The following is an 11,798-nucleotide window of genomic DNA, read 5'->3' as shown; positions in this document are numbered from 1 at the left end:
ATAGGGGGCCTTGTCCCGCTTTCCATGGGACGGATTGCTTAATAAGGCGTGCCTCAATGGGGAAATGGAGCCAATCGCAAACTAGGACGAAAGAACAAGAGGCCTCATCCGGCAGGCGTTGCGGAACGATGCTTGCCATCAATTCCCTCTATGAGTTTGCACACCGCTTTTCCTTTTGGCGTCATGCTGACACAGGTTCGGCACCTATGTGTCACAGTTTGAACATGGTTTTGTCGTCAGGGGTCCGGTATAATGAGGATGGCCATCTGAGCCTACTTTAACTAAGGAACCGGGGATGGGCATGACCGCAAAAAGATATCGTTTATTGACATTATGGACCTGCATCGGCATGTTCCTCGTTCTGGTCGTCGGGGTCGTCGTTACGAACACCGAGTCCGGCCGCGGCTGCGGTACGGACTGGCCATTATGCAACGGGAAATTCGTGCCTGCCTATACGTTGGAATCGATGGTCGAATATTCGCACCGGGCGGTGAGCGGAATCGAAGGCTTGCTGGTCGGCGCTGCGTTTATTTTTACGCTGTTGATCAAGCCGAGAAGCAAGGAAGCGGTCGTATACGCCAGCGGCGCGCTGTTGTTCACGGTCGCCCAGGCGCTGCTGGGAGCGGCGGCGGTCGTCTGGCCGACGTCCGACGCGGTGCTGGCCATTCACTTCGGCATCTCGATGATTGCGTTCACGTTTACCTGGCTGCTCGACGCCTGGGCGCTGCGAAGGGTGTCCGCCGAACGCGTTGGACAACCGAACGGCGCGACTTTGGCCGCAAGGTCGGCGGCGAAAGCGCCGGCCGCGCTGTTCCGCGCGGTTGTCGCCGTCATCGTCTACTGCTACGCCGTCGTTTATTTGGGGGCGTACGTGCGCCATACCGACTCCGCGGGCGGCTGCATCGGCTGGCCGCTGTGCAACGGCCAGGTGGTGCCGGATCTGGACGGCGCCACCGGCATCGTGTTCGCCCATCGAGTCGCGGCGGCTCTGCTGTTCGTCTTTATTCTTGCACTGGCTTTGTATATCCGGCGCCAGGGGGCGGGCAAGGAGCTTACGGCGCTCGGGAGCGTGTCGCTTGCGCTCGTGGCCGCCCAGGTGCTGAGCGGCTGGCTGCTGACGGCGACGCTCGGCAACCACGACGTATACGTCTTTACCAGCCTGCTTCATACGATCATCATTACCGCGCTGTTCAGCTCGTTATGCCTGCTCGCCGTACGGGCAAGGCAATTGGCTCGCCGTTAACGTCACAGGAGGGGAAACATGGTCTTCTCATCGCTTCGTCCGTTTCTGGAAACGCTGCGCAAAGAGGGCGATCTGGCGGTCATTCAGGCGCCGGTCGACCCCGTGCTCGAAATCGCCGAAATTCACCGCCGGGTTATCGACAACAGAGGCCCGGCTTTGCTCTTTACGAACGTGAAGGATAGCCCGTTCCCCGTCGTCACGAACCTGTTCGGCACCAGCCGCCGGGTCGATCTGGCGTTCGGGCCGCGTCCCGAGCATCTGGTCCAGCGCCTCGTCGGGGCGATGGACACGCTGTTGCCGCCAACCCTTTCTGCCCTATGGCGCGAGAAGGACATGCTGCTCGATCTGCTGAAGGTCGGCATGAAGAAGACGTCCGCCGCATCCGCCCCCGTGCTGGGCGTCTCCAAGCGGGAACGCCCGCTCGCGGGATTGCCCGCGCTCACGAGCTGGCAAGAGGACGGCGGACCGTTCATTACGCTTCCGCTCGTCTATACCGAGCAGCCGGGCCATCCGAAGCGGCACAACCTCGGCATGTATCGAATGCAGGTGTTCGACGACAGCACGACCGGCATGCATTGGCAAATTCACAAGGGCGGCGGATTCCATTATCACGAGGCGGAGAAGAGGGGCGAGGCGCTGCCGGTCACCGTCTTCCTCGGCGGCCCTCCGGCGCTCATCGCTTCGGCCATCGCGCCGATGCCGGAGAACATTCCGGAGCTGCTGCTGGCCTCGCTCATTATGGGAGACAAGCTTCCGATGGTCGATGACCCGCTCGGCGGACACCGCATTCCGGCCGAAGCCGAATTCGCCATCTCGGGAAAAGTTTCGCCCCATATCCGCAGGCCGGAAGGACCGTTCGGCGATCACTACGGCTACTATTCGCTGCAGCACGATTTTCCGGTGTTCAACGTCGATCACGTCTGGCACCGCAAAGACGCCATCTATCCGGCGACCATTGTCGGCAAGCCGCGCCAGGAGGATTACTACCTGGGCGAATTTCTGCAGCGGCTGTTGTCTCCGGCGTTCCCGATGGCGCTGCCGGGCGTCCGCAGCTTGTGGACGTACGCGGAGACAGGCTTCCACGCGCTGTCGGCCGCCGTCGTCCGGGAGAGCTACGCCCGGGAGGCGCTCGGTACGGCGTTCAGCATTCTCGGCCAGGGCCAATTGACGTTGACGAAGTTTCTGATGCTGACGGACCGGTCGGTGGATCTGGAAAATTTCCCGCTGCTGCTGGAGACGGTGCTCGAACGGTTCGATCCGCAGCGCGATCTGTTTGTGTTCGACCACACTTCGCACGATACGCTCGATTATACCGGCAAACGCCTCAACCACGGCAGCAAGGCCGTTCTGCTCGGCATCGGCGATCCGATTCGCCCGTTGCCGAGCCAATATCATGAAGGCGACCTTCCCGGCATCTCCCGGATCAAGCCGTATTGCCGCGGCTGCCTCGTCGTGGAAGGCGCGTCGTACGAGCGCGACCCCGAGCTTGCCGCGCGGCTGTCGGAGACGCTGTCCGAGCGCGGCACCGAGTGGCCGCTCGTCGTCCTGGCCGACGACGCCGGCATTGCGGAAGGGCAAACCGCGTTTCTATGGACGACGTTTACGCGGTTCAACCCGGCCCACGACATCTACGCGAGCAGCCGCGCCGGCCGCCATCACATCGCTTACGGCCTGCCGCTCGTCATCGACGCCCGCATGAAGCCCGGCTATCCGGACGAGCTGTTCCCCCGCGAAGACATCGTGGAGTTGGTCGACCGGCGGTGGAAGGAGTATTTCCCAAGCGCGTGACGCACTGCAAGAACCGCTTTAACGAAGCGAAGCCTGATCCCGCTGCTGCGGAGATCAGGCTTCTTTTTCCGTCCTAAGCGCAAAGGGATCAGGATTGATGTTCCGTCTCCGCGGCGGAAGAGCGGTTGTTCTCGAAAACTTCGGCGGCTTCTTCCGCGGAGAACTCCGTATCGTCCTCGCCCGGAACCGGCATTTGATTCAGCTTGGTCGACTGGACTTCCGCTTTGGAAGCTTCGTTGTTTTGGTTGGCCACGTTGCCACCTCCTTGATTTGGAAACGACGACCTTTAGTTTCCCGCCCGGCGGATGGATTATGCGTATCGCGCAGGGGACTCTCCACTCGCCGCCGCTCGGTTGAGCGCAGTGCCTTAGTTGCGTTACAATGAAATAATGGGCGGCCAAGGACAAGGCCGATGTTTTCTATCCACGGAACGATCAGGAGGAGCTTCATGCTGCGAGCGCTGTTCGGCGAACCGCCCCGGGAGTGGGAAGGACATCCGCTGGATACGGTTCAGACGATCGAGAGATTTGCCCGCCTAATGCACGAGAAGGGGGCAGGGGAGGCCGGCGCCGCCGTCCGGTACCGGCGTTACGCCATCTTGGCGGAGGGACTGCTTCGCTCCATGGACGAATTGGAGCAAAGCAAGTACGCGGCTCGCCGTTACGCCCTCAAGATGACGAAGACGTCCGTGGACGAGATGTCTTCCGCGGAGAGGCTGGACTATTACCGCCATGTGTATTATGACAAAAATACTTATATTCGCCTTTTCTCCTTGCTCGACAAGCTCGGCATGCTGCTGAACGAGATGCTCGGCTTGCGGACGGAGAAGATCAAGGCGCATTTCTCCTACTTTACCGTGCTGCGCACCATGCGCGCGCACGGTCCGCATGCGCATTTGGCCGAACGATTGGCCGAATGGAAGGAGAAGCATCAGGATGCGCTCAACAGGCTGCGCAACAGGCGGAATACGGAAATTCACCATATGAATGCGGAGCTGCAGGACGATCTGCTGCACAGTTTGAACTCCGATGAGGGAACCGCGCGCCTGGAAAATATCGAGGCAAACATGCGCGATTTGGAAGCAGGCTGGGAAATGGCGTGCCGGACGCTCGACCTGTCGTTCCGTTATTTGCTGAAGACGGGGCGGGGACCGGCGCATGACGGATAAGGGGAAAGGACGGGAAGCGGACGTGAAGCTTGCGGGCAGAACGGCGCTCGTTACGGGAAGCGCGAAGGGTTTAGGCAGAAGAACGGCGCTGGAATTGGCCGGGCTCGGCTGCGACGTCGCGGTGAATTACGTCGTAAGCCGCGCGGAAGCCGAGCAGGTCGTCGGCGAGATCAACGCTTTGGGCCGCCGGGCGATCGCGGTGCGGGCGGATATCGCCCGGCAGGAAGAAGCCGAGCGTCTCGTCGCCGAGACGGAGGAGAAGCTGGGCGGCGTCGACATTCTGGTCAACAACGCCGGTCCGTTCATTCGGGAGCGTCGCCTATTTGCCGACTATTCGGCGGACGAAATCCATTACTTGATGAACGGCAACCTGGTCGGCACGATGCTGCTCGACCGCCGGGTGCTGCCCGGCATGCGGAGGCGGCAATGGGGCCGAATCATTCACTTCGGCTTCGGGCATGCGGCCGAAGCCCGCTCGTGGCCCCATCGGGCCGTATATGCAGCCGCGAAGGTCGGCTTAGTCTCCTTCACGAAGACGCTTGCGGTGGAAGAAGCGGCGAACGGCATTACGGTCAATATGATCTGTCCGGGCGATATCCGCGGCGAGTTTAAGGAGAAGGGGATTACGGACGTGAACGGCTTGAAGGACGAGGAGGCGCCGCGCGGGCGGCCGGGAACGGGCGAGGACGTCGCCCGGGTGATCGGATTTCTCTGTCTGCCCGAATCGGATTTCGTCACCGGGAACACGATAGAAGTATCCGGGGGGCTCGATCCGATCGTCGCAAACGTGAAGCGCCGTTAACGGTTACCCGAAGTTCGCCGCAGGCATGGAAGTTCCCGGACATGACAAAAGGTCCCGCTGACACGGCGAGCCGCTGGCGGGACCTTCTTCACCGGGCGGCCGCTGGCGGCCGGCTCGGATTTAATGCCGATAATGCGACGGATCAGAACACTTGAACGACATCCTGGATACCTTCCACTTCTTCCAGCAGCGCACGTTCGATCCCGGCTTTAAGCGTGATCGTGGAGCTGGGGCAGCTGCCGCAAGCGCCCATCAATCTGAGCTTAACGATGCCGTCTTCGACGTCGACCAATTCGACGTCGCCGCCGTCACGCTGAAGGAACGGACGAAGTTTGTCGAGCACCTCGAGCACTTCATCGTACATCGTGTCTTGCGCGGTTTCGCTCATCGCCATCTCCTCCTTTCATAAAGCTATTATAGTACAAAATCGGATGAAATAAAACGGACGTCCGGCAAAGAAAGGACGATAACCTATGCACATCGTGGAATTTTGCGTAAGCAATATGCATCACGGCACCGACGAGGTGCTCCGCAAGCTGGAGGGGCTCCCCGACGTGGAAGTGGTCGAATACGGGTGCCTAGGCAACTGCGGAGAATGCTATCTGTTCCCTTATGCGCTGGTCAACGGGGAGACAGTGGCCGCCGAGACGGCCGACGCCCTTTACGATAAAATTATCGCCGCCATAAAGGAACAGGATTCGGAACGATCCGCTCTGGATAAGCTGCTGGACGATCTATAAGGAGGCGTTAGCCGAAGTGGCGGCGGCTTTTCCAGAGGACGCCGCTCTTCAGCAGGCGGGCCAGGCGGCCGTAGATCGGCGTCGAGCCCATGAGACCGAAGCCCGATTTCTTGCCCAGAGAGCCCAATGTTCCCTTCAGCCGAATGCGGGACAGACGAGGCTCTTTGTTGTTCCATCGCGCGTTAAGGACCTGGACGACCTGCGCGCCCTGCGCCTGCGCCAACTGGCCGCTCGGCGAGAACGGCTGGCTGGAGCAGTCGCCGATGACGAAGACGTTCGGCACGTCCGGCAGCTCGTGGAATTCGTTGACGATGAGACGCCCCTGCTTGTCCTTGGGCAGCGTCATCTTCTGCACGAGCTCGACCGGTTGAATGCCGGCCGTCCAGACGGTGACGTCGGTTCGGATCTCTTCTTCGCCGTTGTAGATAACGCCGGGTTCCAGACGGCAAATCTGGACTTGCGAGCGAAGCTCCACTTCGTGCTCGAGGAACCACGACTTGGCGAACTGCTGAATCTTGCCGGGGAAGGCCGACATCAGGCTGCTTCTGTCGAGAATGCGGATGTTGAGGTCCGGCCGGCTCTCGCGAAGCTCGGAGGCGACCTCGACGCCGCTCAGGCCGCCTCCGACGATGGTGACTTGGCCGTACGGCTTCGTATTGCCGAGCAAATGATACGTTCTTCTGGCGGCGGCCATCGTTTGAACGCCGGTGGAGTGCTCGTACGCTCCCGGAATCCCGTGGTAATTGTCGGTGCAACCGAGCGCGATGACAAGCGTATCGTAAGGAAGGGGATCCCGTCCTGCGATATGGACCTTCCGGTCTTCAAACGAGACGCCCGTCACTTCTCCGTACACGGTCTCGAGCTGCGGATGGGTCGGGAACTTGACGCGAATGTCCAGCTCGGAGATCGTTCCGGCGGCCAAGGCGTAGTATTCGGTTTTGAGCCCGCCGAACGGCATGCGGTCGACGAGGAAGAGACGGGCATCGGCGGGGAGGTTTTCCAACAGTCCATGAACGACGGTCAATCCGCCATAGCCTCCGCCAAGAATAACGACATTGCTCACAACACATTTCTCCTTCAAATGCTTACTTCTGACTAGTATGGTCTGATTGACTTGCGGCAACGCAAGGAACTTATCCCCCAAAAGTGACGCGAAGCTCTGCAGCGAAATCCGATTACTTTTGGGGGAGCCCCGGATAGAAGCCCCCAAAAGTGACGCGAAGCTCTGCAGCGAAATCCGATTACTTTTGGGGGAGCCCCGGATTTCGTCACAACAAAATAGCGGCAACATCTGCCGCTATTCGGGGCATTGCTTAGTCGTAAATCTTTACTTCGTTGTACAAGGTGTCTCGTTCGACCGGAATCCGGCCGGCTCCCTTGATGAGCCAGACGAGATCCTCGCGGGTAATGCCGGCCGGCGTCAACGCGCCCGCCGCATGGCTGATCCGCTCGCGGACGATCGTTCCGTGGGCGTCGGAAGCGCCCATCGTCAAGGCGACTTGCGTCAACTGCGTGCCGATGTTGATGAAGTAGGCCTTGACGTGCTGGAAGTTGTCCAGCATGAGTCGACCGATGGCAATGGCCTTCAGATCTTCGAAAGCCGAATTGCGGCGGCGAATGCCGGCCTTCGGGCTGGTCGGCTGCATCGACAGCGGAATGAACACCTGGAACCCGTTCGTCTCGTCCTGCAGGTCGCGCAGATGAATCAGGTGCTGCACCCGTTCTTCGATCGTCTCGACGGGGCCGTACAGCATCGTCGTCGGCGTCTTCATCCCCAGTTGGTGCGCGGTGCGGTGAACCTCCAAATATTGCTGGATGCCCGCTTTCTCCACTCGCATCTTATCGCGGTATTGATCGGACAATATTTCCGCTCCGCCGCCGGTCAGCGACTCCAGGCCTGCCGCCATCAGCGTCTCCAGCACTTCGCGGTAAGAGAGACCGGATATGCGGGAATAGAAGTCGATTTCTGCGGCGGTATACGCCTTGATCGTCACATGGGGATAGCGTTCTTTCAGGGAACGGATCGATTCGACGTAGTATTCGAACGGAACGTGGGGATTGTGGCCGCCGACGATGTGGAATTCGCGCGCGGTCGGCGTAATGTGCTGATCCACGTAGGCGAACATTTCCTCGGGGGTCAGCGTGTAGGCTCCTTCTTCGCCCTGGTCCTTGCGGAAGCTGCAGAATGCGCAGTGGGATTCGCAGACGTTCGTAAAGTACAGGCTCATCGTCTCGGTGAAATAAACCTTCTTGCCGTTCTTGCGCAAATTGACCTCGTTCGCGAGCTGTCCGATCGTAAGCAGATCGTCGGACCGGTATAGGAAGACCCCGTCTTCGAACGAGAGACGTTCGCCGTTTCGGACTTTGTCGGCGATCGCGGCCATTTGTCTCTCCGGGTTGGCGGTCAAGAGCGTCATGGGATCGTGCCTCCTTCGTACGAAAATTGAAATAAGGGCAGCAGGCTTTGTGAAAAAAGGAACTTATGATGCCTGCAAAAGCGACGAACACGAAAAGGGACCGAAAGTCCCCTTACGCACAGGTAAACAACTGTAAACATTATAAACTTCTCTCCCTCGCCCGGCAACTTAAATTCAGTGAAGCGTATATTTTTGTCCAAAAGGGGGAATCAAGTTGAATAATAAACAAAATATGGTTATGTTTATATTGATGTAACTTAAAACAAATTAAGGAAGGGTGTTTCCATTGATCGACGTTCTGCCGTTATCCGAATTGGAGCAAATGAGTCAAGCGGACAAAGTCGCAACGCTGCAAAAATACAGAGCCGCCTACACGATTAAGGATTTAAGTCAGGCATGGGGGCTGTCCAATCCGATTCAATACTACATGTGGCTGAAAAAACAGCAAATTTACGAGCAGCTCGTGCGCCGCGCGGACAAGTTCGAGCCTTCGAAGGAATGGAAGCGCATCAAGGAGTCGGAGAGCCACAGCGAGGAACGGACCGGCGTCAAGGCGCTGCCGGCGGATCAGTTCCGCTACGGGATCGATACCGACTCGACCGGCCCCGAGCTGTCTCACGTGTTCCGGCGCCTGGCCGACTTCCTGGTCAACGAAACGGGCCATTTCCGCTGCCGGATCGAGCTGAAAGCGTTGCCTCAGCAAGCTCCCGCGAGCGGCGAATGGAAGGAAGAGGAGCCCGGCGCTTAACGGCGCCGGGTTTTGTTATTCGATGCGCAATCCTGTTATAAAATGGAATTCATAATTCGGGGTAAACCGTCTTTTTTTGCGCATTTTTTTAAGTTTAACACGTTTTTGTCGGCAATACCTCGCAACCGTCGAGCCGGCTGCCTCTTGAGGCTTGCTTCGGCGAGGAGTATACTTAGATTAAGCGGACCAATAGCGTCGCATAGCTTGAAGGAGGGACCGGACATGATAGCCATCAGCGAAACGGCCGGCATTAAAATTCAGGAGATGCTCGCCGCCGAGGAGACGCCGAACCTGTTCTTGCGCATCGGTGTGCAAGAAGGCGGCTGCAGCGGTTTTTCATATGGAATGGGATTCGACGACGAACAGCACGAGGACGATCAGGTGCTTGAAGTTCAAGGTCTGAAGGTTGTCGTCGACTCGGAGAGCGTGAAGTACTTGCGCGGTCTGGAGATCGACTGGAAGGAGTCCGCCATGGGCGGCGGCTTCACCATTCACAACCCGAACGCGATCGCCACTTGCGGCTGCGGCTCCAGCTTCCGCACCGCGACCGATGCGGGCAAGCCCGCGCCGGAGCAGTGCTGATGAGGGTTTAGGGCTTCTAATGAGTTGCGAGGTATGACTCACTCACGAGTAGTACTGTGTTAGATGGGTTGAGGATTACAAGCGAATTTCCGCAATCTGCAAAGATTCTTTTGCGTGGTAATAACCCCAAAATGAATGGGTTGCTGCTTCCGACCTTCTGGATTGTGTATGATGCCAATACACGTTCAGAAGGCTTTTTCATGCTTACTCCTCAACTGAGGACACAGCACCCTCACCAAAGCCTGCTTCCCGGGTCGTCCCGCTTTTTTAAGTTTGCCTAGTTACAAAAAAGATACTACTCTCGTGGAACAAAAGTCGCCCCATACTTTTCTCTCATCTTTATTTGAGTCGCGACAGCCTCTTCATAGATCAAGTCCAAATTTATGTGTAAATTCCCTCAGTTAGACCCCCATGCCGCTGACGCGGCACCATCAGATGATGAAAATAGGGGACGTGCGGTATAATGGACTTGCGGCTGGCGAGGGAGGTCGCCAAACTATGGTGCTTACGAGCCCGTGAGTTAGACAGAGCCCCAGCGACCAGGTGCACCACAGATTGTTGCCCCTTTCGGGAGCACGCAGGATAGAATAATCGCTTGACGGTTGCTGCACCAGCCCTTAATCATTACCGCCGCAAGGAGTTCTGCTGTATGGACGTCGTTTATACCCACGTATGCGGGCTGGACGTTCACAAGAAGAACGTGGTGGCCTGCGTCATCACACCGGAAACCAAAGAAATCCGGACCTTTTCCACCATGACCGATGACCTGATCCTGCTTGTCGATTGGATCAAAAGCAACGGGTGCACCCATGTCGCGATGGAAAGCACCGCCTCGTTCTGGAAGCCCATTTACAACTTGCTGGAGCTTGAGGACATTCAGACACTCGTCGTCAACGCCAAGAACATAAAGAATGTGCCCGGACGCAAGACCGATGTCAAGGATGCCGAATGGATCGCCAATCTGCTTCGCCACGGTTTGTTACAAGGCAGTTTCATCCCGAACCGCGACCAGCGGGAACTGCGTGAATTGATCCGATACCGACGCAGCCTGATTGATGAGCGGGCCCGGGAAGTCAACCGCATTCAAAAAGTGCTCGAAGGCGCCAACATCAAACTATCGTCTGTCGCCAGCGATGTGCTCGGGAAATCGGGACGAGCCATGATCGAAGCCATGATCGCCGGTGAAGAAAACCCGGAATTGCTTTCGGAACTGGCACAGCGGCGATTGAAAAACAAAAAAGCAGATTTACAACGTGCCCTGAAAGGACTGATGGGAAACCATCAGAAGCTGATGCTGGCGGCACAACTGCGGCACATCGATTATCTGGACGAAGAAATCGGCAGACTGGACGAAGAGATCAAGAGGCGCATGCTCCCTTTTGAGGAAGACCTGGAACTGCTAGACACGATCCCCGGCGTCGCGAGACGGACAGCAGAGACCATATTGGCCGAAATTGGTACGAACATGGATCAGTATCCATCCGCCGCCCACTTATGTTCATGGGCGGGGCTGTGTCCAGGTCAAAATGAAAGTGCCGGTAAACGGAAATCAGGAACGACCCGTAAAGGTAACAAGAAACTTCGAAGCGCTCTTGTTGAAGCGGCACGCGCCGCCGGGAGAACGAAGAATACGTATTTGTCCAGTCAATACCATCGGATTGCCGCACGCCGGGGAGCCAATCGAGCAGCAGTAGCCGTAGCTCACAGCATATTGATGATCGCATATTACATTCTCAAGCGTAGACAACCTTACATTGAATTGGGCCCAACCTATTACGAGGAACGAAAACGCGACACGATTATCAGACAATCAATTAAGAAACTTGAATCCTTAGGGTTAAAGGTCACGGTAGAATCCGTAGCATCTTGATTCTAACAAAGACACATCGCCGTTCTTCAACCCTAACCATTTTTTGTAAGGTTCAGGGTCAGTTTCGTATTGCCTTTTTCAGTTCGTGCAATGAGTTAATTTTCAGGATAGATTGTGTTACATAATTCGTGTCACTTTGGCAGTCGTTTTCGGCCTGTTCTCACGCCATTCGTGATACTCGGCCATATCGAGATATTTCTTACCGGCAGCCCATTTCTCATCCTGTTCCATGAGCAAAGCGCCAATCAACCGGATGACGGACTCCCGGTTCGGGAAGATGCGAATTACTCGTTCCCGGCGGCGGATTTCTTCGTTCAAGCGTTCCACGCTGTTCGTGGTGCGAAGGCGTTTACGATACTTTTCAGGCAAGCTCAGTACCGCAGTAGCATCATCAAAACCAGCTTCCAAAATCCGCATCGCCTTAGACGCTTTCTCACCGT

At 57.3% G+C, this 11,798-nt stretch carries 13 protein-coding genes; 8 read left to right on the top strand and 5 right to left on the bottom strand.

The genetic code is table 11. The features are described 5' to 3' along the window. Positions 1–301 precede the first annotated feature (301 nt). Both G485_RS0114255 and G485_RS0114250 read left to right on the top strand, forming a co-directional pair. Positions 302–1,243 carry a COX15/CtaA family protein gene (locus G485_RS0114255; RefSeq protein ID WP_156922357.1) on the top strand — a complete coding sequence of 314 codons (942 nt, stop codon included), beginning with the start codon at positions 302–304 and terminating at the stop codon, positions 1,241–1,243. Between the two features lie 18 nt (positions 1,244–1,261). Continuing rightward, positions 1,262–3,031, top strand: coding sequence for a UbiD family decarboxylase (locus tag G485_RS0114250; protein WP_027093110.1), 1,770 nt, complete (start codon positions 1,262–1,264; stop codon positions 3,029–3,031). Positions 3,032–3,119: 88 nt separating this feature from the next. On the opposite strand, the gene G485_RS30435 is transcribed toward G485_RS0114250, so the two are convergent. Further along, positions 3,120–3,284 (bottom strand): hypothetical protein, encoded by a 165-nt coding sequence (locus G485_RS30435; protein WP_169732324.1) that lies wholly within the window; start codon positions 3,282–3,284, stop codon positions 3,120–3,122. A gap of 195 nt (positions 3,285–3,479) precedes the next feature. Here G485_RS30435 and G485_RS0114240 point away from each other — a divergent pair, with 195 nt between their 5' ends. Both G485_RS0114240 and G485_RS0114235 read left to right on the top strand, forming a co-directional pair. After that, a complete protein-coding gene (locus G485_RS0114240; RefSeq protein ID WP_027093109.1) occupies positions 3,480–4,199 on the top strand; it encodes a Cthe_2314 family HEPN domain-containing protein in 720 nt (239 codons plus the stop codon). Then, positions 4,189–5,001, top strand: coding sequence for an SDR family oxidoreductase (locus tag G485_RS0114235; protein WP_051318290.1), 813 nt, complete (start codon positions 4,189–4,191; stop codon positions 4,999–5,001). Before G485_RS0114240 ends, G485_RS0114235 begins: the two co-directional genes overlap by 11 nt. Before the next feature lie 142 nt (positions 5,002–5,143). Here the strand turns inward: G485_RS0114235 and G485_RS0114230 are convergent, their stop codons facing one another. Continuing rightward, a complete protein-coding gene (locus G485_RS0114230; protein ID WP_027093107.1) occupies positions 5,144–5,389 on the bottom strand; it encodes a NifU family protein in 246 nt (81 codons plus the stop codon). Positions 5,390–5,474: 85 nt separating this feature from the next. Here G485_RS0114230 and G485_RS0114225 point away from each other — a divergent pair, with 85 nt between their 5' ends. After that, a complete protein-coding gene (locus G485_RS0114225) occupies positions 5,475–5,741 on the top strand; it encodes a YuzB family protein (protein WP_027093106.1) in 267 nt (88 codons plus the stop codon). A gap of 7 nt (positions 5,742–5,748) precedes the next feature. Here the strand turns inward: G485_RS0114225 and G485_RS0114220 are convergent, their stop codons facing one another. Then, positions 5,749–6,804: an NAD(P)/FAD-dependent oxidoreductase gene (locus G485_RS0114220; RefSeq protein WP_035156308.1), complete on the bottom strand. Its 1,056-nt coding sequence runs from the start codon at positions 6,802–6,804 to the stop codon at positions 5,749–5,751. Between the two features lie 250 nt (positions 6,805–7,054). Continuing rightward, positions 7,055–8,158 (bottom strand): aminofutalosine synthase MqnE, encoded by a 1,104-nt coding sequence (gene mqnE, locus G485_RS0114215; protein ID WP_027093104.1) that lies wholly within the window; start codon positions 8,156–8,158, stop codon positions 7,055–7,057. Between the two features lie 286 nt (positions 8,159–8,444). Here mqnE and G485_RS28465 point away from each other — a divergent pair, with 286 nt between their 5' ends. The 3 genes from G485_RS28465 to G485_RS0114200 all read left to right on the top strand — a co-directional run bounded on the left by G485_RS28465 (position 8,445) and on the right by G485_RS0114200 (position 11,358). Next, entirely contained in the window at positions 8,445–8,906 is a 462-nt protein-coding gene (locus G485_RS28465; RefSeq protein ID WP_051318289.1) for a hypothetical protein, read from the top strand. Between the two features lie 222 nt (positions 8,907–9,128). After that, positions 9,129–9,488, top strand: a complete 360-nt coding sequence (gene erpA / locus G485_RS0114205; RefSeq protein WP_027093103.1) for an iron-sulfur cluster insertion protein ErpA — start codon at positions 9,129–9,131, stop codon at positions 9,486–9,488. A 649-nt stretch (positions 9,489–10,137) separates the two neighbouring features. Beyond that, on the top strand, positions 10,138–11,358 hold the full coding sequence (locus tag G485_RS0114200; protein ID WP_027093102.1) for an IS110 family RNA-guided transposase: 1,221 nt from the start codon (positions 10,138–10,140) through the stop codon (positions 11,356–11,358). A 117-nt stretch (positions 11,359–11,475) separates the two neighbouring features. Here the strand turns inward: G485_RS0114200 and G485_RS0114195 are convergent. After that, the coding region (locus G485_RS0114195; RefSeq protein ID WP_027093101.1) for an IS256 family transposase at positions 11,476–11,798 on the bottom strand (323 nt) is incomplete at its 5' end.

This window comes from Cohnella thermotolerans DSM 17683, assembly GCF_000429825.1.
GTDB lineage: Bacteria > Bacillota > Bacilli > Paenibacillales > Paenibacillaceae > Cohnella > Cohnella thermotolerans.
This window is presented reverse-complemented; position numbering and strand designations above follow the sequence as displayed.

Coding starts and splice junctions, on each gene's coding strand:
- G485_RS0114200 (WP_027093102.1), top strand. CDS start 10,138: ATGGACGTCGTTTATACCCACGTATGCGGGCTGGACGTTCACAAGAAG.
- mqnE (WP_027093104.1), bottom strand. CDS start 8,158: ATGACGCTCTTGACCGCCAACCCGGAGAGACAAATGGCCGCGATCGCC.
- G485_RS0114230 (WP_027093107.1), bottom strand. CDS start 5,389: ATGAGCGAAACCGCGCAAGACACGATGTACGATGAAGTGCTCGAGGTG.
- G485_RS0114255 (WP_156922357.1), top strand. CDS start 302: ATGACCGCAAAAAGATATCGTTTATTGACATTATGGACCTGCATCGGC.
- G485_RS0114235 (WP_051318290.1), top strand. CDS start 4,189: ATGACGGATAAGGGGAAAGGACGGGAAGCGGACGTGAAGCTTGCGGGC.
- erpA (WP_027093103.1), top strand. CDS start 9,129: ATGATAGCCATCAGCGAAACGGCCGGCATTAAAATTCAGGAGATGCTC.
- G485_RS0114225 (WP_027093106.1), top strand. CDS start 5,475: ATGCACATCGTGGAATTTTGCGTAAGCAATATGCATCACGGCACCGAC.
- G485_RS0114240 (WP_027093109.1), top strand. CDS start 3,480: ATGCTGCGAGCGCTGTTCGGCGAACCGCCCCGGGAGTGGGAAGGACAT.
- G485_RS0114250 (WP_027093110.1), top strand. CDS start 1,262: ATGGTCTTCTCATCGCTTCGTCCGTTTCTGGAAACGCTGCGCAAAGAG.